Annotated in this window: 18 protein-coding genes, 1 tRNA gene and 2 pseudogenes; 9 read left to right on the top strand and 12 right to left on the bottom strand. The window is 67.3% G+C overall.

Annotation, left to right across the window (positions count from 1 at the left end):
- Position 1: 1 nt before the first annotated feature.
- The 6 genes and pseudogenes from OG329_RS17480 to OG329_RS17455 all read right to left on the bottom strand — a co-directional run.
- Positions 2-1,189 carry a hypothetical protein gene (locus OG329_RS17480; RefSeq protein ID WP_405796176.1) on the bottom strand — a complete coding sequence of 396 codons (1,188 nt, stop codon included), beginning with the start codon at positions 1,187-1,189 and terminating at the stop codon, positions 2-4.
- Positions 1,182-3,632: an N-6 DNA methylase gene (locus OG329_RS17475; protein ID WP_405796174.1), complete on the bottom strand. Its 2,451-nt coding sequence runs from the start codon at positions 3,630-3,632 to the stop codon at positions 1,182-1,184. Before OG329_RS17475 ends, OG329_RS17480 begins: the two co-directional genes overlap by 8 nt.
- Positions 3,633-3,751: 119 nt before the next feature.
- On the bottom strand, positions 3,752-4,372 hold the full coding sequence (locus OG329_RS17470) for a restriction endonuclease subunit S (RefSeq protein WP_405796173.1): 621 nt from the start codon (positions 4,370-4,372) through the stop codon (positions 3,752-3,754).
- A gap of 241 nt (positions 4,373-4,613) precedes the next feature.
- The gene (locus tag OG329_RS17465; RefSeq protein WP_405796171.1) at positions 4,614-4,847 is read right to left on the bottom strand and encodes a hypothetical protein; all 234 of its coding nucleotides are present in this window, start codon (positions 4,845-4,847) and stop codon (positions 4,614-4,616) included.
- Between the two features lie 661 nt (positions 4,848-5,508).
- Positions 5,509-6,448 (bottom strand): annotated as a pseudogene (locus tag OG329_RS17460) (NAD-dependent epimerase/dehydratase family protein).
- A 23-nt stretch (positions 6,449-6,471) separates the two neighbouring features.
- Positions 6,472-7,299, bottom strand: a pseudogene (locus OG329_RS17455) (nucleotide sugar dehydrogenase); the annotation flags it as partial.
- A 424-nt stretch (positions 7,300-7,723) separates the two neighbouring features.
- Here OG329_RS17455 and OG329_RS17450 point away from each other — a divergent pair.
- A complete protein-coding gene (locus OG329_RS17450; RefSeq protein ID WP_405796169.1) occupies positions 7,724-8,584 on the top strand; it encodes a hypothetical protein in 861 nt (286 codons plus the stop codon).
- Between the two features lie 191 nt (positions 8,585-8,775).
- Here the strand turns inward: OG329_RS17450 and OG329_RS17445 are convergent.
- A tRNA-Pro gene (locus OG329_RS17445) sits at positions 8,776-8,849 on the bottom strand.
- Positions 8,850-8,958: 109 nt separating this feature from the next.
- Entirely contained in the window at positions 8,959-9,897 is a 939-nt protein-coding gene (locus OG329_RS17440) for a metallophosphoesterase (protein WP_405796167.1), read from the bottom strand.
- A gap of 101 nt (positions 9,898-9,998) precedes the next feature.
- Between OG329_RS17440 and OG329_RS17435 the strand changes: the two genes are divergently transcribed.
- Positions 9,999-10,466, top strand: coding sequence for a GatB/YqeY domain-containing protein (locus OG329_RS17435; RefSeq protein WP_405796165.1), 468 nt, complete (start codon positions 9,999-10,001; stop codon positions 10,464-10,466).
- Positions 10,467-10,547: 81 nt separating this feature from the next.
- On the opposite strand, the gene OG329_RS17430 is transcribed toward OG329_RS17435, so the two are convergent.
- Entirely contained in the window at positions 10,548-12,791 is a 2,244-nt protein-coding gene (locus OG329_RS17430; protein WP_405796164.1) for a transglycosylase domain-containing protein, read from the bottom strand.
- A gap of 482 nt (positions 12,792-13,273) precedes the next feature.
- On the opposite strand from OG329_RS17430, the gene OG329_RS17425 reads away from it, so the two are divergent.
- On the top strand, positions 13,274-13,651 hold the full coding sequence (locus tag OG329_RS17425) for a WhiB family transcriptional regulator (protein WP_329383894.1): 378 nt from the start codon (positions 13,274-13,276) through the stop codon (positions 13,649-13,651).
- A 240-nt stretch (positions 13,652-13,891) separates the two neighbouring features.
- Here OG329_RS17425 and OG329_RS17420 read toward each other — a convergent pair whose 3' ends face one another.
- Together OG329_RS17420 and OG329_RS17415 are read right to left on the bottom strand one after the other, a co-directional pair.
- A complete protein-coding gene (locus tag OG329_RS17420) occupies positions 13,892-15,223 on the bottom strand; it encodes an ArsA family ATPase (RefSeq protein WP_405796163.1) in 1,332 nt (443 codons plus the stop codon).
- Complete coding sequence (locus tag OG329_RS17415) at positions 15,220-16,188, bottom strand: ArsA family ATPase (protein ID WP_405796161.1); 969 nt, start codon at positions 16,186-16,188, stop codon at positions 15,220-15,222. Before OG329_RS17415 ends, OG329_RS17420 begins: the two co-directional genes overlap by 4 nt.
- Positions 16,189-16,306: 118 nt before the next feature.
- Here OG329_RS17415 and OG329_RS17410 point away from each other — a divergent pair, with 118 nt between their 5' ends.
- From OG329_RS17410 to OG329_RS17395, 4 genes are all read left to right on the top strand, one after another.
- Positions 16,307-16,468 (top strand): DUF4177 domain-containing protein, encoded by a 162-nt coding sequence (locus tag OG329_RS17410; RefSeq protein ID WP_023539689.1) that lies wholly within the window; start codon positions 16,307-16,309, stop codon positions 16,466-16,468.
- Complete coding sequence (locus tag OG329_RS17405) at positions 16,465-16,935, top strand: RidA family protein (RefSeq protein ID WP_405796160.1); 471 nt, start codon at positions 16,465-16,467, stop codon at positions 16,933-16,935. The genes OG329_RS17410 and OG329_RS17405 overlap by 4 nt, the downstream gene beginning before the upstream one ends.
- Positions 16,936-17,015: 80 nt before the next feature.
- On the top strand, positions 17,016-17,942 hold the full coding sequence (locus tag OG329_RS17400; protein WP_405796158.1) for an NUDIX hydrolase: 927 nt from the start codon (positions 17,016-17,018) through the stop codon (positions 17,940-17,942).
- Positions 17,939-18,784: an MBL fold metallo-hydrolase gene (locus tag OG329_RS17395; protein WP_405796156.1), complete on the top strand. Its 846-nt coding sequence runs from the start codon at positions 17,939-17,941 to the stop codon at positions 18,782-18,784. Before OG329_RS17400 ends, OG329_RS17395 begins: the two co-directional genes overlap by 4 nt.
- 148 nt (positions 18,785-18,932) lie before the next feature.
- Here the strand turns inward: OG329_RS17395 and OG329_RS17390 are convergent, their stop codons facing one another.
- Positions 18,933-19,607 (bottom strand): Crp/Fnr family transcriptional regulator, encoded by a 675-nt coding sequence (locus tag OG329_RS17390; protein ID WP_023539685.1) that lies wholly within the window; start codon positions 19,605-19,607, stop codon positions 18,933-18,935.
- A gap of 313 nt (positions 19,608-19,920) precedes the next feature.
- On the opposite strand from OG329_RS17390, the gene nth reads away from it, so the two are divergent.
- Both nth and OG329_RS17380 read left to right on the top strand, forming a co-directional pair.
- Positions 19,921-20,850 carry an endonuclease III gene (gene nth, locus OG329_RS17385; RefSeq protein ID WP_405796154.1) on the top strand — a complete coding sequence of 310 codons (930 nt, stop codon included), beginning with the start codon at positions 19,921-19,923 and terminating at the stop codon, positions 20,848-20,850.
- Positions 20,851-21,010: 160 nt separating this feature from the next.
- Positions 21,011-21,832, top strand: a complete 822-nt coding sequence (locus OG329_RS17380; RefSeq protein ID WP_405796153.1) for an NUDIX hydrolase — start codon at positions 21,011-21,013, stop codon at positions 21,830-21,832.
- Positions 21,833-21,913 lie beyond the last annotated feature (81 nt).

Below are 21,913 nucleotides of genomic sequence, written 5' to 3'. Positions count from 1 at the left end.
CCTATACCCCAGATTTCGCTGGAACGCGCACTCGACAAGTCAGTAGATCGTCCATAAGTGCCCGCTTTGTCGACTGGAGTTTGTCCAGCACGGCTGTGTGGCGCTCAAACTTTACCCTGAGAGCGTTCATTGCCTTGAGCAAAGATTCCTGGTCCTCTTGTCCAGGAACCGGAACCTTCAGGTCACCGATCATCTCGCCCGTGATCTTCACCATGCTTTCGGACGTACCCTGCGAAAAACCCTGAATTCTTCGCCGAATTTCCGGCAATCGCAGACCTAGTTCCAAGACTTCTGAATGCAGATTGTGCCGTGGGCGCAATCGCATCATCAAGTCTGGATAGATGCATGGAGATCCGATATCGCGATACACGCCCGCAAGGCCAACCAACTCCCGCGTATTGGCGCGACTAACCAGCAAATCACCATCGGTCAGCAATGATCGATTATTCCCTGCCCCCTCGACGGGAACGCACTTGAGCTGCCGAGCCTGGAATCCAGAAGGGGTCAAGCAGCCCAAGCCCAAGGCTAGAAGGCCAGTCCATTCCTCTACTTCTTTTGGTGAATACCCATTGCGTGGCGGCTCAAGGAGCAGACTTCTGACGGCCACGCGCGGATGTCGCTCATCGGCAAGTGAATCGGTGATCACGGCACGCCTCGTGGTCTCCTCCTTCAATTTGCTCTCACGTTCATGAAAGATCTGGTCGTCGATCCCGTCGAGGACCTCTACAATTCGGCGCTGTTCAGCTATCGGTGGAAGAATGACAGGGATTCTAGCCAGTTCTGCATAGCGCAGATTCCAAGTGTCACTCACGAGCCCTTGCGATGCGCGATAGAAGCTAGCAATCATTCCTGGGTGCTTCAAGACCCTGGATAGGTAATTGGGATTCACGTCAGGTGCGGGAGTGCATACAGTATACGCAGGGCTAACAATTCCGTCGTGACTGGACAGCCCGGAGACGCCCTGCCACATGCGCATTGTATTGTAGACGATATCTCCCGATTTAACCTGAAGGTAGAGGCTTTTATCGGAACTCGAGCTATCGCGCCGCCCGCTTTGTTCTTGAAGGATAACTCCGCGCTCCGCAGTGACTGACAAGAGCTGGGAATTCTCAACAGTCCGTGTTGACCGACGCATGAGCACTTGCCCGAGCGTGGTCTCACGCAGATCCGGGCCCATCTGATCACGCATAGCCCAGCTCCTTCATATACCCCTCCAGCTGCTCTGCTGCCGCCTCGCGCTGAGCCTCCAGGTCCGCCAACGTCACTGCGTACTTCTCGCCCCATGTTCGGTACATCTGGACCAGTTCCCGCCGTCCCGCCGCAACGAACCGGTCCATGCGTGCCCGCAAGTCGTCGTTCAGGAAACGCAGTACGGTCTCCCGTGCCTCCTCTTCCGACAGCGCTTCGGCGGCCTTCCTCAGCTCATCGACGAAAGCGGCACGCAGTTCCTTGACCTTTGCCTTGGCCGCTCTCAGTTCTGCCCGCAGTTTGCTCAGCTGTTTCGGGGTGAGGAGTTCTTCCGGATCCTGGTCCACTTCCTCCTCGTCATCGCCGGTCGCCTTCTTGGGCGTGCCCGCCTTGATCTTGACGTCCAGGTCAGCAACCAGCGCTTCCGCCTTCTCCAGCTCCTCCACGTACGCGGGGATTAGTGCCGGCACGAGTCGGTGTCCGCGGGCCCTGCGCTGGTCAGAGCGGAGGCGCGCAAGAGTCTTGGAGTCCGCGTCCTCGGGCTCCTCGAAGGATGACTCAATGTTGGCGACCCATCGTTCGATAACACCCGGGAAACCCTGCTGCACCAGACTCTTCAGGTCGTACTGCGCGTCGAACCACCACGCCGCCACCGACCCAGCAAGCTGGAATCGGTTGAGCACACCTAGCGCCAGCAGATCCTCTGCGAAGGTCTTCAACAGCTCGTTGCGCGTGTTCATCAGCTGCCTATCGTTCGGCAGGCCAATGATCCGGTGGACATGCTTGGCCCACCAGGTGTCATACGCGTTCGCAAGCTCGCGCTCCTTCGGGGCTGCGAGTTCCGGGACGTGGCCAGTCACGGTTTCGTATCCGCCGACCGGGAAGTCGTAGTAGTCGGCATCCCGCACCGCGAACAGAGCCGTCACGTCGATGCCATATGCGGCGAACTGCTTCGCTTTCGCCGCGACCTCCGCCGTCGGCACGCCACCATGCAGATGTGCTCGTACGTCCTGCGGCTCAGGTGGTGGCGTGTTGTCAACGTAGCGACGAATGTTGAGGTTGTAGTCGTTAGTCGCCAGCTCCTCGAAGGAGACGACTCGCGCGAACCCCTCCATCGTCCTCCGCTCCCGGAAGGCAGTTACGACCTTCTCGTCATGCTGCGGTTCGACGAGATTCTGGGCGCGGCCAGCTGTGAATTCCCGATCGGCATTGATGAACAGCACACCGTCGTCCTTGCCCGTCGGCAGACCATCTGAGCCACGCAATAGCAAGATGCAGGCAGGGATGCCAGTGCCATAGAAGACGTTCGGGCCCACCCCAATCACCGCCTCCAAACGGCGATTTTTGATGATTTCCTCCCGAATTCTCCTCTCCTCGCCTCCCCGGAAGAGGACGCCGTGTGGCATGACGGATGCCGCCTTGCCATCGGGTTCGAGCACAGCCAAGATGTGCTGGATGAACATCAAGTCGGCCTTCTTGCCCGACTCAGGAGCCCACCCGTAGGTCATGCGTTCAGGGTGTGCCATCCCCCGACGCTTGTAGTTCTGGGCGAAGGGCGGGTTAGTCAGGATACGATCGAAACGGCGCAGCTCACCGCTCTCGTCCTCATGCCCGGGTGCTGCGAGAGTGTCACCGTGGACGATTCCGCTGCCAGTGATGCCGTGGAGCACCATGTTCATACGGGCCATCGCCCAGGCGCTGCCGTTCTCCTCCTGGCCGTAGGCCGCGACCGTGGCTGCGTCGTGACCGTGCTCCTCGACGTGCTCCTTCGCGAGGATCAGCATGCCGCCCGAGCCGCAGCACGGGTCGTAGACAGATTGGCCCTCCTGCGGATCGACGAGGCGGACGATCATGCGGATCACCGAGCGCGGTGTGTAGAACTGGCCGCCCTTCTTGCCGCCCTCATCGGCGAACTCGCCGATAAGGTATTCGTAGGCATGGCCGAGCAGGTCAGGGAACTCGAAGTCTTCGTTCCGCAGCCGGTAGCGGTTGAAGTGGTCGATGAGGTCTCGGATCGCGGTGGCACTGAGCGCGGAGTTGCCGACCTTGCGCGTGAAGTCGATGTGCTCCAGGACGCCGTCGAGGGCTGGCGAGTTGGCGTCCTCCAGTGCGCCGAGTGCCTTGTTGATCAGGTCTCCTGGGTTCGCCTCGCGTGCGTGGTCAACCAGGTGCGACCAACGAGCAGCCTCCGGTACGTAGAACTGGCTGCTCTCGTACATCTCCTGCATCTCGGCGATGCTTTCAGCCTGGACCAGGGTAGTTCCGTCATTCACCAGCCTTTGGACGACCTTTGCCCGAACGGCGTCGAACTGGTCGGAAGCGCGCTTGAGGAACAGCATCCCGAAGATGAATTCCTGGTACTGCGCGGCATCCATCTTGCCTCGCAAGATGTCCGCCGCCGCGAACAGATGCCGCTCCAGCTGGGGCAGGGTCAGCCGTGCCACTTGGACCTACCTTTCATTAATAAAGTCGCACGAAATCCGAGACCATGAGCCTGCTGATTCCAGTACGCCCTGTACGGTCACTTCCGTCTTACGGCGTCGCACTGACAGCATGGGGCCCATCATCCCGCAGCCAGGCCGTCGAATGCGTCACCGAGCAGATCCGTCAGGAGACTGGGCCGAATCGCTTCCAGCTTGGCGATCAGTCGCCTGTGAGTCTGGATCTGTGTACCGACTTCTTCCATCGCGCCGGTGACTGCCCTCTGGCGTGCAAGGTCTGGAACGAAGACAGGCGTTGAGGCCACCGTCCGTGACGTGACCGTGTCCACCGCGTACCCGCGGTTCGCCTGTGAGGTGATCCACTCGTGCACCACAGGATGCCCGAGGTAGTGGAGGAGGTACTTGGGCAAGATCGCGCCTGATTGCGGTCGGACCCGCAGGCAAGCAGCGCCGAAGAGCCAAGTTGCCTCGGCAGGACCTACGACAGCCCGCCTCCCGAGCGCCCCCTGCCGCACATAGATCAAGTCGCCGTCCTGTAGTTGGAAACGAGCTAGGCCAGCAGCGACATCCGGTCCGACACGCCTGATGCTGCGTGCATCAACGGCATTCTCAGCGGTCAGGTCGGGGGGTGAAATCACAGGGATGCCATCGGTCTCAGCCGACAGCTCCTCCAACTGCTGCCCGGAAGGGCCCGAAATGATCTCGCACAAATCTGACAACTTGCACACCTGCCATGGGGTCACGTGAGCTCCCCTTCAGCTGGGACTGAAGGTTCTGCGCGCAGGGCAGCAACCGGAGCAGTCGCAACACCTGCCGTGGCCCACGGGGCATCGTCGGCCAGCGGACGGCCGGCAACCGTCTGGATCGAACTATGTGGCCCTGTGAGAGCACAGTTCAAGTTCGGGATCAAAGGGGCTAGCCGTTGAATTTTGCCCTTGAGGCTCTGGCCTGGCAGTCGATTCCGCTGGCGCGTTGGCTTGGCCATCAGTCGCAGGCGATCGCGCGGACCCGGCGAAGGCGCTCATGGGCTTCGAAGCGGCCCATGCCAGGCAGCGCCTCGTCGCCCTTGCAGCTCGGGTTCGGTACAGCCTCGACGGTGCCAGCGAGGGGGCTGCCAACGACGTACAAGCGCACTTCGTCGTCCTGGTTGCCGGGGAGCTCTCCAGGAATGTGGCCTAGGCCATGCGATTCCAGGCTGCGGGTGATGACGTCACGCACGTGAACACCTAGGCAACCGGCATCCTGGATATCGCGCAGAGTGCGCCTATCGATGCGCAGCACGCCGTTCGCCGTGACTGATTCGCGCAGGCTCTCGCAGTTGCCCGTCGTCCCCACCCCTTCGTATTGCGCTACAGCGCAGCTACACGCAGAGCAGCCGGGAGCCCGCCCCCTCGCTCACCTCAGCAGGTCCACAAGAACCGTAGCCTCGCCACACCGCGGTGCGCAAGCTTCATAGGCACCTATGAAGCTTACGCACCGCGTAAACGGCTGCGGACTGTTCGTGGTGCCAGCCCGCACCGATTGGCATCCGTGAATGCCTGACTGGTGCTCTTCTCGACGGCACTAGATTGCTGAGGCAGTTGCTTGGACCGAGGAGGATCGTGGGAGCGGCACGGATCGGCAGTTCGGAAGGGGCGCGAGCAGTGGATCAAAGCCCCCGCCATAGGCGCGGCCGTGATACTTCGTAGGTGCGTTCCTGTTCGTCGGCGATGCGACGGGGGGCGGTGCGCGGGCCGGCTCATCGAGAGGGCGGTGATGGGCGGTGGCGCCAGGACGAGGCAGTGAAGGCTGGCTATGTTATGGCCTGCTGCCAGCTTCTGCGTGAGTTCTTCGAGGGAGGGGTGGCCGACCTAGGGTCGCCCCACCGGCGGGGAGCTGTTCAGCTTGAAGCCGTGGCTACAGCCATGGCACAGAACCAGTCCACCGTCGCCGCAACTCCTTCCTGAATCGGCACGGGTATTACCTCCGGAAAGAGCGCGCGCAAGCGAGCGCTGTCCGCTTGCGAGTGGACCACGTCGCCAGGGCGCGGCAGGCGGTGTTCCCGGCAGGCGGGTCGACCCGTTGCGACCTCGACCTCGAGGATCAGGTCCAGCAGGGACTTACGGGTTCCAAAGGCGAGATTTACGGGACAAGGCTCGACGATCCGTCGCAGTAGGGAGTCGGTGAGAACTCGGCAGACGGTGCCAACGTAGGTGAAGTCTCGTGTCTGTGTGCCGTCGCCGAACACGGTCACTGGTTGACCTGCGAGTGCGCATTTGATCCATTTCGGGATGACGGCGGCGTAAGGATGGTCGGCTCGCTGGCCGGGGCCGTAGACGTTGAAGAAGCGGAACGGTAAGACCGGCAGACCATAACTGTGGTGGTACGCGCCCAAGTACGCCTCGGTGGCGAGTTTGGTGACCGCGTACGGGCTCACCGGGGCGGGGGCCAAGTCCTCATGCTTCGGGAGGCACGGGTTCGCGCCGTAGACCGAGGATGAGGAAGCCGCGATCACGTGCAGATTGCCGGCTCGGCGGGCGGCTTCGAGGACCTGGAGGGTTCCCGTCGCGTTGGCATGGTGGCTGGCCAGCGGATCCTTCACGGAGCGGCACGGATGGCAGAGCAGCCAGGTGAACGACGGCGTCTGCGCCGTGGAATGCCTGGTCCAGGAGAGCCGCGTCCTGGATGTCACCTTCGAATAAGTCGACGTCCAGGTCCGCGAGGTTCTGCTTCGACCCGGTGCTGAGGTTGTCGATCACTCGGACCTGGTTGATCGCAGGGTCGTTCGCCAGGGTCCGGACAAGGTTGCTGCCGATGAATCCGGCGCCCCCGGTGATCACGATGTTCACGAGGAGGCTTCCCTTCAGAGAGCGTTGATGTGGGCGCCGGCCAGCCGGCGGCGGCAGTCGAGGACGTACGAGGCGTGGGCCGTGATCGCGGCGGAGTCGAAGGCGTCGTGGTCGGCCAGGAGAACGACGGCGTCGGCTGCAGCGAGGTGCTCCGGGGTGGCATCGACACGCTGGATGTTCTCCAGAGCGGCAGCAGGGGGGTGGGCATCGTCGTTCACGTGAAGGTCCGCGGCCTGGACCTCGGCACCCATGCCCGTCAGTAGTTCCGCGATGCGAGCTGCCGGGGTTTCTCGGGCGTCGCCGGTGTTGGCCTTGTAGGCCAGGCCCAGCAGCAGAATGCGGGAGCCGTTGAGCGACTTCCTCCGCTTGTTGAGTCCGTCCACGAGGCGACGGACCACGTAGTCGGGCATGTGGTTGTTGACGTCGTTGGCCAGCTCGACGAAGCGGAAGCTGCGGCCAAGGGTTCGCTGGACCTGCCAGGAGCGATAGGACGGGTCGATAGGCAGGCAGTGGCCGCCGACGCCAGGTCCTGGTGTGAAGCGCATGAAGCCGAAGGGCTTGGTGGCCGCGGCGTCCATCGCGGCCCAGATGTCGATGTCCAGGTCGTGGGCGAACATCGCCAGCTCGTTGGCTAAGGCAATGTTCACGTGCCGGAAGGTGTTCTCCAGCAGCTTGGCCAGCTCGGCTTCCTTGCAGTTGGCGACCAGGACGATCGTGTCGACGAGAGAGCCGTAGAAGTCCTGGATGGCTGCTGCCGATGCGGCATCGATGCCGGAGACGACCTTGGAAGTGTTCTCCAGCCCCCATTCCCGATTGCCGGGATCGATGCGCTCGGGGCTGTAGGGCCCGCCGCTGTGACGGGCCGCGCCGACCATCCCGCAGGCGGGGGTTAGCCGCGCAACCCCGTTCATCTGGCCTCTCCGTCCGCGAAGTTGGGAGCGGTCGGCGGCTCGTCGTCCAGCGCGTTCGGTACGTCGGCGTCCGCCGCCCAGCCCGGATGCACGGCGAACACGGACGGCGCTTCCCCATCCCAGGCGGGCCGGGGCTCGGGGCCGTAGTGGGCGAGGGCGGCGCGGAAGACGGCTAGAAATTCGCTCAGGTTCCCTACGAGGGGTCCTGTGGGATCAATTCGCCTGAATGCGACCTGGCGCTTGTGAGCGTGGCAGGCGCGATGCGCACGACAAGGCGTTTCACGACTTTACGCCTTCCTCGCTGTGAACCGGACCAAGACTGGGTGACCCGGTTCAAACGAAGGAAGGGAACCTTATGCAGAAGCAAGCAGTGCAAGTCGCACCCGAGGGAACCCATGGGGAGGGCAGGATCCGAGCGCATGACGCCTGGGCATTGGAACTGCCGGTACTGCTGGATGCGATGAACACACAGGCAGTCGAGATCGACCTCGGGCAGCACGACATGCAGGCTGCATTGGCCGTCCTTCCAGACCGGATCTGCGTGCTGGTGCGCCCCGGCCTCAGCTCGCAAGAACTGTCGGTTGCCATCCGGTCGCTTCTCGCTCGATACATTCACCGTCCCTCCCCTCACCTGGTCCTCTGGCCGCAGCGAGAAGGCCAAGGTGTAGTGGTGAAGGAGCCGAGCGACGTGTTGGCGGACTTGGTGCTGGGAGACCCGCCGGACGCGACGGCCGATGTCCTCCAGCTCTACAAGGATGGAAACTGGGCGCCGAAGGACGGGTGGCGGAGCGACGAAGAGGTCCTCGCGGAGCTCCTGAAGCTTGCTGCCGTCGACATGAGGGGCGTAGTGGAGGACATCCCTGAGGAGATGTACCCGCTACCCGACGGGCTGGGTGCCGTCGTCTCCGCCGGCTACGACAGTGAAGGGCTGGCACACCCGCTGGTGTTCCTTCGAGGTGACCTGGCCGTCGGCCTGCGCGTCGATCTCCTCGGCTTCTGCCTCGCGCTGGCCGCCGGCACCGAGCACGAGGGCCGGGAGCCGGACGAGAACGGTTTGTTCTATGTCGGCACGGATGCGGGACCGGTGTGTGGCCCGGGGACAGCGCTCCTCGGCGCTCTCATGGTCCAGCGCTTGGGGCGGCGTCCGGGAGACTGCGCTTTCAGACTCCTCGACCCGCCGGAGGATTCCGCCCCAGGGGTGGAGTCCGCTGCTTGACCGCGGGGAGGCTCTGCTGGGCGTCCGTCCCGTAAGTGTCGCGTCGAGGCTCTGCTCGGCAGGCTCAATGGCGGCTCCCTGGGAGCCGGATCCTGAGATCGGCTCCCAAACGGCTCCCAAGACCCCCCCCAGAAACCACTCAGGGGCCTGATCCACTCAGTGGATCAGGCCCCTGACCTGGTGTTCTGCTGTCGGGGTGGCGGGATTTGAACCCACGACCTCTTCGTCCCGAACGAAGCGCGCTGCCAAGCTGCGCTACACCCCGATGTCGCCCGTGTCGCTGCGACATCGATTACTTTAGCCCACCGGCGCCCGCAGGCGAAATCCGGTTTTGTGCGGCGCACGCGGGTGCACAGGCCCGTCGTAGTAGGGGGTCAGGGGCGCGGGGTGAGTGTCAGGAGCGTCGCTTCCGGGGGGCAGGCGAAGCGGACCGGGGTGTAGCGGTTCGTGCCGCAGCCCGCCGAGACGTGGAGGTACGACGTGTGGCCCCCCGCGTCGTACGTCGACAGGCCCCGCGCGCGGGCCGTGTCCAGGTCGCAGTTGGTGACCACGGCTCCGTAGAACGGGACGCGGAGCTGGCCGCCGTGTGTGTGGCCGCCCAGGATCAGGGGGTAGCCGTCCGAGGTGAACGCTTCGAGCATGCGCAGGTACGGTGCGTGGACCACGCCGATCGACAGGTCCGCGTCCGGCTCCGGGCCGCCCGCGACCTCGGCGTAGCGGTCGCGCTTGATGTGCGGGTCGTCGACGCCGGTGAAGGCGATCTCGTGGCCGTCGATCTTGAGCCGGCCGCGGGCGTTGGTCAGGCCCACCCAGCCCGCCGCGTCGAAGGCGTCGCGCATCGGCTCCCACGGGTTGTGGACGACGTTGACGGCCGGCGCGTTGCCGTTCAGACCGTGCTTGCCCTGGGCCTTCTCGAAGATGTAGCGCGCCGGGTTGCGCAGCGCGGGGCCGTAGTAGTCGTTGGAGCCGAAGACGTACACGCCCGGGAGCTCCATCAGCGGGCCCAGCGCGTCCAGCACCTCCGGTACGCCCTCGGGGTCGGAGAGGTTGTCGCCGGTGTTCACGACGAAGTCGGGGCGCAGGCCCGCCAGGGAGCGGAGCCAGCGCTGTTTCTTGCGCTGGCCGCCGACCATGTGGATGTCCGAGACATGGAGGATCCGCAACGGTCGCATGCCGTCCGGCAGTACGGGGACGGAGATCCGCCGCAGCCGGAAGGAACGGGCCTCGAAACCGGCGGCGTAGGCGATGCCGGCCGCGCCGACGGCCGCGATTCCCGCGGCGACTTTCAGGGGGACTCCGTAGCGTGCGCGCATGGTGTCATCGTCGCAGACCCGCACCGTCCACCCGGCCGCACCCCATGGGCGCGCTGGAAACTGAACGGCGGGCTCTGGGCCGTACCTGACACACTGTCCGCATGACCACGCTCAAGTCCAAGCTGCACGACGACCTCATCGCCGCGATCAGGGCACGCGACGAGCTGCGCTCCGCCACCCTCCGGCTGACCCTCGCCGCGATCTCCAAGGAGGAGGTCTCCGGCAAGTCGGCGCGCGAGCTCTCCGACGACGAGGTCCAGAAGGTGATCGCCAAGGAGGCCAAGAAGCGCCGGGAGGCGGCCGAGGCCTTCGCGCAGGGCGGGCGGGCCGAGCAGGCGGAGCGGGAGAAGGCCGAGGGCGTGCTGCTCGACGCGTATCTGCCGCAGCAGCTCTCCGACGACGAGCTCGGCGCGATCGTCGCGCAGGCCGTCGGCGAGGCGAAGGCCGCCGGCGCCGAGGGGCCGCGCGCGATGGGCGCGGTCATGAAGATCGTCGGGCCGAAGGTCGCGGGCCGTGCCGAGGGCGGTCGCGTCGCCGCCGCCGTCAAGCGGAGCCTCGCCGCCGGCTGATATTCCCGCGCGACGCGTACGAAAGGGCTCCCCGGCCGAACGATCGCCGGGGAGCCCTTTCCGCTACGTGCGCTGCGTGTTCTACGGGAAGCCCGGGAGGTCCGGGAAGGTGTTCCCCCCGTTGTCGTTCCCGCTGTTGTCGTTCCCGCCCTGGCCCCCCGGCCGGCCCGAATCCTGGCCCGGGTCCTCGTCGCCGTTGTCCCCGTCGTCGCCGCCGTCGTTCCCGCCGTTGTCGCCCGGCCGGTCGCGGTCCTTGTCCTTGTCCTTCTCCGGATCCGGGATGTTGATGGTGTTGAACCCGGGTGCCTGCTTGCCGTCGAGCGCCCCGCTCATCGCGTCGCGCCAGATCGGTCCCGGCACTGCGCCACCGAAGACCTTGTCGTGGTACTGGCCGCCGATGGTGATGCCCTGCATCTTCCGCTTGTGCGCCGGGTCGCCGACCCACACGGCGCCCGCCATGTTCGGCGTGTAGCCGACGAACCACGCGGCGAGCCGGAAGTCCGTCGTACCGGTCTTGCCCGCGCTCGGCCTGCTGGCGCCGAGGCCCGCCTCCTGGCCCGTACCGTCTTCGACCACACCCGCCAGCAGCGTGTTGATGGTGTCGGCCGTCTTCTCCGACATCGCCCGCGAGCACGTCGACTTCGGGACGTCCATCTCCTTGCCGTTCGGGCCGGTGATCGACTCGATGGCGATCGGGGTGCAGTACGTGCCGCGGTTGGCGAACGTGGCGTACCCGGAGGCCATGGTCAGCGGCGACATCTCCTGCGTGCCCAGCGTGATCGACGGGAGCTGCTCGATCGCGTTGCCGTCGGCCCGCGAGATGCCCATCTTCCGGGCCAGCTCGGTCACCGGGCAGACGCCGATCTGGCTGATCAGTTGTACGTAGTAGGTGTTGACCGACTTGGCGGTCGCTTCCTTCATCCCGTACGGGCCGACCTCGGACTCGTTCTCGTTCTCGACCGGCACGCCCTGGCCCGTCCACGGACCCTTGCAGGTCTGCACCGGACTCGGATAGTCCATCTGGTACGGCGAGGGGTACGACTGCGTCGGCTGGATGCCCTGCTCCAGGGCCGCCGCAGCGACGATGGGCTTGAACGTCGATCCCGGCTGGTAGCCGGCGCCGCCGCCCATGTCCTGGTCGACGGACAGGTTCATGTACGTCTCGTTCTTGCCGCCGCCGTACGGCCGCGACTGCCCCATGGCCAGGACCTTGCCGGTGCCGGGCTCGACGATCGACAGGGCGGTGGCGACCTCGTCCGTCTTGTAGACGTGGTTCTTGATCGACTCCTGCGCCGAGTCCTGCGCCTGCGGATCGAGCGTCGTACGGACGGTCAGACCGCCCTGGTTCCAGACCTTGGCCCGGTCCTCTTTCGTCTTGCCGAACGTCGGGTCGGTGAGGAACACCTGCCGTACGTAGTCGCAGAAGAAGCCCGCGCCCTTGACCGCCGTGATGCAGCCGTTCTTGGGAGTGCTCACCTTCAGGTTGATCTCGGTCTTCTTCGCGCGGTCGGCCTCCGCCTGCGAGATGTCCTTCACGTCGGCCATGCGCTGGATCACGGTGTTGCGACGCTTGGTCGCCTCCTGTGTGTCGTTCACCGGGTCGTACCGGCTCGGCGACTGCACGATGCCCGCCAGCAGCGCCGCCTCCTCCAGCTTCAGGTCCTTCGCCGACTTGGAGAAGTAGCGCTGCGAGGCGGCCTCGACGCCGTACGCCTGCTGTCCGAAGAAGGTGATGTTCAGGTAGTTCTCGAGGATCTTCTTCTTGCCCAGCTCCTCCTCGACCTGGATCGCGAACTTCAGCTCGCGGATCTTGCGGCCGATGGTCTGCTGGGTGGCCTCGGCGACCTTGTCCGGGTCGTCACCCGCCTCCTCCACGAAGACGTTCTTCACATACTGCTGGGTGAGGGTCGACGCGCCCTGGGAGACGCCGCCCGACTGCGCGTTGCGGTTGGCCGCGCGCAGAACGCCCTTGAGGTCGACCGCCCCGTGCTCGTAGAAGCGCGAGTCCTCGATCGCGACGATCGCCTTCTGCATGTACGGCGAGATGTCGGTGAGCGGGACGACCGTACGGTCGCGCGAGTAGACGGTGGCGATAGGGCCGCCGTCCTTGTCGAGGATCGTGGTGCGCTGACTGAGCGGCGGCGTCTTGAGATTGGCCGGGATCTCGTCGAATCCCTCGACCGTGCCCTTGGCCGCCAGGCCCAGAACTCCGAAGGCGGGCAAGGCGATCCCCGCCAGCACCGCTCCCGCGAGCACGCTGACACCGAGGAACTTGGCGGCCTGTTGGGTCCCGGTCAGACCGCCGCCCGAGCGCTTCTTTGGCATGGCAGCAGCCTACGTTGTCATTCGCCGGACACACATAAAGGCTCTGGCCTAAGGTGTACTCAACTGTCACGGCAGTGCGTTTTCGTATCACGTCCGTGATGTGAACAGACGTCATCAGACGTGAACATCCGGCGAACGACGCGACCGAGCCACGCAAACGAACCACGCCTCCGAACCATATGACTGGACCATGTGACGTCGTCCAACGCGCTGGAAGTCTCGCCCGATTCCGCCTTGTACGTCACCTGACACCCGTTATGGCTTGACTGAAACATCCCGGCTTGTCGGGGTTCGTCGCGTATATCCTCGGGTCACTCCCCTGGGTGATCTGGCGCGTACGCATAGTCCGTTCGGGCCATTCAAGATTGGGCCCGAAGGGGGTGTTGCGCTGTGCCCACCTTCCGTAACGTCCTCAACTGGCAGCGGTGAATATGCCGCTTCCGCCGTGGGGGAGCCTCGATTCGGGAGAGGACGGCGCCGGGATGGGCTGGGTAACCGACTGGAGTGCGCAGGCAGCATGCCGCACTACCGATCCGGATGAATTGTTCGTACAAGGCGCAGCGCAGAACAGGGCCAAGGCGGTGTGCACCGGATGCCCGGTGCGTACGGAGTGCCTGGCCGACGCGCTGGACAACCGCGTCGAATTCGGCGTGTGGGGCGGAATGACCGAGCGGGAGCGACGCGCCTTGCTGCGCAGACGCCCGACTGTCACCTCATGGCGACGGCTGCTCGAAACCGCACGCACCGAGTACGAGCGCAGCGCGGGCATTCTGCCCGCCGGCCTTGAGGACGACGACGAGACGTACGGCTCGCGCCACTACGCCGACGTCATCGACGACACATGGGCGGCGGTGGGGTAGGCCGCGCCGTACGGCGCGAGCGAGGGACGCACGCGCCTCAACCCCCCTGACCTCCCTGCGAGTTACCGGCGGAGCGCGTCGGTCACCACGGGGCCGGCGCAGCGCCGCCGGTCGTTCGGCGCCGGTCGCGCGACGGTAGTCGTGCAACGCCGGTTGCCGCCGCGCCGGTTACGTACCGCGGGGCACGTAAGGACCGGGCACGTAAGGACCGCTCGCGTACCGCCGTTTACGTACCGCCGGTCACGCCGCCCCGGTCGCCGGGCCGCCCGCGAGGCGGTCGCCGATGGCTCGGAGTCCGGCGAGGTCGTGCACATCGCCGGGCAGCGCCGCGACCTCGGCCACCGGCACCTCGGGGTGGAGCGCGGTGAAGCGGTCGCGCGTGCGCTGCTCACGCTTGAGTACCTGCATGCGCTCGGCATGCAGGCGCAGCAGACCGGCCGTCAGTTGATTCACCGACGGCGGTTCGGACGTCTGTGAGTCCAGTTCCTCGTGCGGGGCGGCTGACGATTCGGCGCGGGGCGATTCCTTGGGCGGCTCGGGCGTACGGGATGCCTCGGGGGCGTCGGGAGATGAGCCCGCGGGGGCAGCGGCCTCACGAACACCATTCTTCCCGCGGCCCTGATCCACAATGCGGCCCTCTTCAAGATTTTCCGCGGCGGCCCGCGCCCGCTCGGCCGACAGCTTGGCCGCGCCGCTGCCGTGCACGCGGTTGAGGACGAGACCGGCGAGCGGCATTCCCTCGGCGGCCAGCCGCTCCACGAAGTACGCCGCCTCGCGCAGCGCGTCCCGCTCCGGCGCGGCGACCACCAGGAACGCCGTGCCGGGCGCCTGGAGCAGCCGGTACGTCGCGTCCGCGCGCGTACGGAAACCGCCGAACATCGTGTCCATGGCCGCCACGAACGTCTGTACGTCGCGCAGGAATTGGCCGCCGAGCAGCTTCCCGAGGGTGCCGGTCATCATCGACATCCCGACGTTCAGGAACTTCATCCCGGCCCGGCCGCCCATCTTCGCCGGGGCCATCAGCAGCCGGATGAACTTCCCGTCCAGGAACGAGCCCAGCCGCTTCGGCGCGTCCAGGAAGTCCAGCGCGGAGCGCGACGGCGGGGTGTCGACCACGATCAGGTCCCACTCGTCGCGGGCCCGCAACTGCCCCAGCTTCTCCATCGCCATGTACTCCTGCGTGCCGGCGAAACCGGCGGACAGGGACTGGTAGAAGGGGTTCTCCAGGATGGCGCGGGCCCGGTCGGGGTCGGCGTGCGCCTCGACGATCTCGTCGAAGGTCCGCTTCATGTCGAGCATCATCGCGTGCAGTTCACCGCTGCCCTCGATGCCCTTGACCTGCCGGGGGGTGTTGTCCAGCGAGTCGATGCCCATGGACTGGGCGAGCCGGCGGGCCGGGTCGATGGTCAGCACGACCACCTTGCGGCCACGCTCCGCCGCCCGTACGCCGAGAGCCGCCGCCGTCGTCGTCTTGCCCACGCCGCCGGAGCCGCAGCACACGATGATGCGCGTCGCCGGGTCGTCGAGCAGCGGATCGACTTCGAGCGGGGCCGCCGCCGGGTCCAGAGTCATCGGGCCTCCCCAAGATTCCGTAGCTCCCCCGCCAGGCGGTAGAGACCGGCGAGGTCCATGCCCTCGCCGATCAGGGGGAGTTCGTACGTAGGCAGCCCGAGCCGCGCCAGGACGGCCCGCTGCTCGCGCTCCAGCTCCACACGCTGGGCGTGCTCGGCGGCCTGTTCCAGGAGCGGTCCCACAAGCTTCGTGGGCGCGCTCACCCCGGCCGCCGCCAGCGCCTTGGTGACCTCCTTACGACGGTCGCCGTCGCCCGCCACGCCCTTGACGGCGGCCTCGTCCAGGAGATGCGGGCGGACCATGTTCACGATCACCTTGCCGACGGGCAGTTCGGCGGCGCGCAGCTCGCCGACGCCGTCGGCGGTCTCCTGAACCGGCATCTCCTCAAGAAGAGTCACCAGGTGCACGGCGGTCCCAGGGGACTTGAGCACCCGCATCACCGCCTGGGCCTGGTTGTATATCGGCCCTATCTTGGCGAGGCCGGCCACCTCGTCGTTCACGTTCAGGAAGCGTGTGATGCGGCCGGTGGGCGGCGCGTCCATCACGACGTAGTCGTACGTGAACCGGCCCCGTTTGTCGCGGCGGCGTACGGCCTCGCACGCCTTGCCGGTCAGCAGGACGTCCCGGACGCCCGGCGCGATGGTGGTGGCGAAGTCGATGGCGCCGAGCTTCTTGAGGGCGCGGCCCGCGCTGCCGAGTTTGTAGAACATCTGGAGGTAGTCGAGGAGCGCGCGCTCGGCGTCGATGGCCAGCGCGTGCACCTCGCCGCCGCCCGGGGCGACGGCGATCTTCCGTTCCTCGTAAGGAAGCGCCTCCGTTTCGAAGAGCTGTGCGATGCCCTGTCTGCCCTCGACCTCTACAAGGAGGGTGCGCTTGCCCTCCGTCGCGAGGGCGAGCGCGAGGGCCGCGGCCACCGTGGTCTTACCGGTGCCGCCCTTGCCGCTGACGACCTGGAGCCTGCTCACACATTCGAGCCTAACCAGTCGGGCCGCGGGCTACGCACGAGGCCGTCCACGGGCTCCGTACGGGGTGGCCCACGGCCTACGTACGAGGGCGTCGCGCGGTGCGGATACAGTCGGCCCCATGACGAAGTGGGAATACGCGACGGTGCCTCTTCTCGTGCACGCGACGAAGCAGATTCTGGACACCTGGGGCGAGGACGGCTGGGAGCTGGTCCAGGTCATTCCGGGCCCCAACAACCCCGAGCAGTTGGTGGCCTATCTGAAGCGAGAGAAGTCGGCATGAGCGGCGTGGTCGAGGCGGCTCTCGCCGAACTGGGGCTGACGGTTCCGCAGGTCGTACCGCCGCTGGCGACGTATCAGCCGGCCGTGCGGTCCGGCCTGTACGTCTACACGGCGGGGCAGCTCCCGATGGTGGAGGGCAAGCTTCCGCTGACCGGCAAGGTCGGCGCCGAGGTGACGCCCGAGGAGGCCAGGGACCTCGCCCGGATCTGCGCGCTGAACGCGCTGGCCGCGGTGAAGTCCGTCACGGGCGACCTGGACCGCGTCGCGCGGGTGGTGAAAGTCACCGGGTTCGTCGCCTCCGCTTCGGACTTCACGGGCCAGCCGGCCGTCCTCAACGGGGCCAGTGAGCTGTTCGGCCAGGTCTTCGGCGACAAGGGTGTGCACGCGCGCAGCGCGGTCGGTGTCGCCGTCCTGCCGCTGGACGCCCCCGTCGAGATCGAGATCCAGGTGGAGCTGGTCGCGGACTGACCCCGCTCGCGTCCTCCCCGGGTCTCCGGACCCGGGAAGGGGCTCTCGAACATCGCCGGGGAAGCCCGTAGCATCCCGGCATGTCCAATGGTCAGTGGTTCCCGCCCGAGTGGTCCGGCCGCATCCGGGCGCTCGCCCAGGGTGAGCTGAGCGTGGCCCCCGCACGGCGGGCCGCGACCGTGATGCTGCTGCGCGACAACGCCGACGGTGTCCCCGGACCCGCCGGCCTTTCGGGCTCCTCCGTCCCAGCAGGCCCCTGTGTACATATGCTGCGCCGACGCACCTCCATGGCCTTCGCCGGAGGTGCGTACGCGTATCCGGGCGGTGGCGTCGATCCGCGCGACGACGACCGGCCCGTCCGCTGGGCGGGGCCGGGGCGTGACGTGTGGGCGCGGCGGCTCGGCGTCGATGCCGCGTCCGCGCAGGCCATCGTCTGCGCGGCGGTGCGCGAGACGTACGAGGAGGCCGGGGTCCTGCTGGCGGGGGAGACGGCCGCGACCGTCGTCGGCGACACCACCGGGGACGACTGGGAGGCGGACCGCGCCGCCCTCGTCGACCGTGAGCTGTCCTTCGCGGACTTCCTGGACCGGCGCGGGCTGACACTGCGCAGCGATCTGCTGGCGGCGTGGACCCGGTGGATCACCCCCGAGTTCGAGCCGAAGCGGTACGACACCTGGTTCTTCGTGGCCGTGCTGCCGGCCGGGCAGCGTACGCGCAACGCCTCTACAGAGGCCGACCGTACGGTGTGGATCCGGCCCGCCGACGCGGCACTCGGCTACGACGAGGGCGAGTTGCTGATGATGCCACCCACCGTCGCGACACTGCGTCAGCTCCAGGCGTACGGCTCCGCCGCCGCGGCGCTCGAGGCCGCCGCCGGGCGGGATCTGGCGCCCGTGCTGGCGAAGGCGAGGGTGGAGGGCGACGAGGTGGTGCTCGCCTGGCCGGGCCAGGAGGAGTTCACCAAGCGCGTGCCGCTGCGCGTACCGACGGGTGGTGGCGACCGATGACGGACGCCGCGGCCCTGCCGGGCCAGCCGCGCGGCGGCGTCCTGTCGGGCGCCGCGACGGCCCGCGCGGTCAACGTGCTCGCGCCCAACGCGTCCGCCATGACCCTGGACGGCACGAACACCTGGATCGTCTCCGAGCCGGACTCCGCGCTCGCGGTCGTGATCGACCCCGGTCCGCTGGACGAGGCGCATCTGCGGGCGGTCGTCGCGACCGCCGAGCGGGCGGGCAAGCGCGTCGCGCTGACGCTCCTGACCCACGGCCACCCGGACCACGCGGAGGGCGCCGCGCGCTTCGCCGAGCTGACGCGTACGCCCGTACGGGCCCTGGACCCGGCGCTGCGCCTCGGAGACGAGGGCCTGGGGGCCGGTGACGTCATTACGGAGGGCGGCCTCGAGCTGCGCGTCGTGGCCACCCCCGGGCACACCTCCGACTCGCTCTGCTTCCATCTGCCGGCCGACCGCGCGGTGCTGACGGGCGACACCATCCTCGGCCGCGGTACGACGATGGTGGCCCACCCGGACGGCAGGCTCGGCGACTACGTCGACTCGCTGCGCCGGCTGCGCTCGCTGACCGTCGACGACGGCGTCCATACGGTGCTGCCGGGCCACGGGCCCGTCCTGGAGGACGCGCAGGGGGCGGTCGAGTACTACCTCGCGCACCGCGCGAGCCGCCTCGCGCAGGTGGAGACGGCCGTGGAGAACGGCTATCGCTCGCCCGCCGAGATCGTGGCGCATGTGTACGGAGGCAGCGGCGTGGACCGGTCCCTGTGGCCGGCGGCGGAACTCTCCGTACGCGCGCAACTGGAGTACCTGCGCGAGCACGGGCTGATCTCCGGCCCGTAGCGCACCGATTCGTCGCGTCGTCGCGTCGTCGGCCGGACGCACCGCCTGTGCGGCCCGTCCGGCGACGCGACGACGGAAGATCCCGGCCCGGTCGACGCACCGGGCTCACGCGTGTGCGTACGGGGCCGTTCGCACGTCCCCGTACGGGTCAGCGCGAGCGCTTCGCGAGGCGTTCGACGTCCAGGAGGATCACCGCGCGGGCCTCCAGGCGCAGCCAGCCGCGCTGGGCGAAGTCGGCGAGCGCCTTGTTGACCGTCTCGCGGGACGCGCCGACCAACTGGGCCAGCTCCTCCTGCGTCAGGTCGTGCACGACGTGAATGCCCTCCTCCGACTGCACGCCGAAGCGGCGCGACAGGTCGAGGAGCGCACGGGCGACCCGGCCCGGCACATCGGAGAAGACCAGGTCGGACATCTGGTCGTTCGTCTTGCGCAGACGCCGGGCGACGGCGCGCAGCAGGGCGGTGGCCACCTCGGGGCGGGCGTTCAGCCAGGGCTGGAGGTCGCCGTGGCCGAGGCCGAGGAGCTTGACCTCGGTGAGCGCGCTCGCGGTCGCGGTGCGCGGGCCCGGGTCGAACAGCGACAGTTCGCCGATCAGCTCGCCGGGACCGAGGACGGCCAGCATGTTCTCCCGGCCGTCGGGGGAGGTGCGGTGCAGTTTGACCTTGCCCTCGGTGACCACATAGAGGCGGTCGCCGGGATCGCCTTCGTGGAACAGCGCGTCGCCACGGGCGAGCGTCGTCTCACTCATCGAGGCGCGGAGCTCCGCGGCCTGCTCGTCGTCGAGCGCCGCGAAGAGCGGGGCGCGTCGTAGAACGTCGTCCACGAATTCTCTCCTTGTCGACCTGCTCAGGGGACCTTCGGTCACCATGATGCCGGACGTGCTGCGTGTTCACGGGTGGCTCGGGCCGACGGCGGCTCTGTCTCCGTACCGGGCGCCCATTGTCGAAAACGTGCGATCAGTCACAAGTTTGACGTACAGCGGCCCCGGACCGTGCCCCGGGGCCCGATTCGGGTGGTGATCGGCCGGGGCCGGGGCGGATGTCAGTGCCGGGCTCTAGGCTGGCCGGGTGTCCAACTCGCCGGTGAGAGGGCAGGCCAAGGGAGCTGGAAGAGTGTCACCGAAGGAGAATTCCGCTGTGGGCGAACAGCCTTCCGCGAAGTCGAACAAAGCCGCAAAAGGCGCAAGCGCGGCACCCGCAGGCGCGGCACCCGCGAGCAAGAAGCCCGCGAGTGGTACGAGCGGCAAGCCCGCGAGCCCCGCGACCGCCAAGCGGCCGAAGAGTGCCAAGCCGGAGTCCCATCTGGCGATGGTCCGGCGCGCCCGCCGGATAAACCGCGAGCTGGCAGAGGTCTATCCGTACGCCCACCCGGAGCTGGACTTCCGCAACCCCTTCGAGCTGCTTGTCGCCACGGTCCTGTCCGCCCAGACGACGGATCTGCGCGTCAATCAGACGACGCCCGCGCTCTTCGCGAAGTATCCGACGCCGGAGGACATGGCCGCCGCCGTGCCCGAGGAGCTGGAGGCGGTCATCCGCCCCACGGGATTCTTCCGTGCCAAGGCGAGGTCCCTCATAGGGCTGTCGACGGCGCTGCGCGACCGTTACGACGGCGAGGTGCCCGGCACGCTCAAGGACCTCGTGACGCTTCCCGGCGTCGGCCGCAAGACAGCCAATGTCGTGTTGGGCAACGCGTTCGGTGTTCCTGGTCTGACCGTCGACACCCACTTCGGCCGCCTCGTGCGCCGCTGGAAGTGGACCGACCAGGAGGACCCGGAGAAGGTCGAGGCGGAGATCGCCGCGATCTTCCCCAAGAGCGAGTGGACGATGCTCTCGCACCGGATCATCTTCCACGGACGGCGGGTCTGCCACTCCCGTAAACCGGCCTGCGGCGCCTGCGCCATCGCGCACCTCTGCCCCTCCTACGGAGAGGGCGAGACCGACCCGGAGAAGGCCCAGAAGCTGCTCAAGTACGAGATGGGCGGCTATCCGGGACAGCGGCTCTCCCCGCCGCCGGACTACCCGGGCAAGCCCGCACCGCCGCTCGGCACACCCGCCGGGCCGCAATGAACGCCCGCGCGGTGAGCGCGCGGCGGGCCGGAGCCGTATCACCGGACAGAACGGCTGAGCACACGAACAGGACAGTGGGAACAGCGGGAGAGGAAGGGCTGCGCCACATGCGGCTGGAACGATCCGGGCGACAGCGGGCGTTGTTACGGCGGGGGTGCCGATGACCCGGGCCGACACGCACGACGCACGCACCACACGTAGCGGAAACACCACCAAAGGCAGTACAGACAGCACAGGCAGCACCGACAGCACGCGAATCCCACGCGCCGGACGAACCCATGACAAGGCGACTCGAATCCACGACAGAACGGTGACCGACGTCCCCGTCACCACCGAAGGACTGCCCCCATGGCTGGGCCCGGTGGTGCACGCCATAGGGACGGTGGCGCCGGAACAACTGAGCCGCTTCCTGCCGCCCAAGAGCGGCACCGGGCGCCAGTCCGCCGTACTCATCCTCTTCGGCGAGGGCGAGCGCGGCCCCGAACTGCTGCTCATGGAGCGGGCCAGCACGCTGCGCTCGCACGCCGGACAGGCATCCTTCCCCGGCGGTGCCCTCGACCCCCAGGACGGCGATCCGGCGACGTCGGGACCGCTGCGCGCCGCGCTGCGGGAGGCCGAGGAGGAGACCGGGCTCGACCCCACCGGCGTGCAGGTCTTCGGTGTGCTGCCCAAGCTCTACATCCCGGTGAGCGAGTTCGTCGTGACCCCGGTGCTCGGCTGGTGGCACACCCCCACCCCGGTCGGCGCCGTCGATCTCGCGGAGACCGCGCGGGTGTTCACCGTGCCCGTGGCGGATCTCACGGATCCGGCCAACCGCGTGACGGCCACCCACCCGAGCGGGGTCAACAGCCCGGCCTTCACGGTCGCTTCCGCGCTCGTGTGGGGCTTCACCGCCGGGGTGATCGACCGCATTCTGCACTTCTCGGGCTGGGAGCGCCCGTGGGACCGCTCGAAGGAGGTCCCGCTCGACCGGCGCTCATGACAGGCTTGCCCAATCGCTGTGCCGGCCCGGTGACCGGTGGTACGGCGTCGGACAGTGATTCCGCCGCAGGTCCGGACCCCC

This window comes from Streptomyces sp. NBC_01506 (assembly GCF_045040295.1).
Classification (GTDB): domain Bacteria; phylum Actinomycetota; class Actinomycetes; order Streptomycetales; family Streptomycetaceae; genus Streptomyces.
The sequence above is the reverse complement of the archived record's forward strand: the minus strand, read 5'-3'. Positions and strand labels throughout refer to the sequence as shown.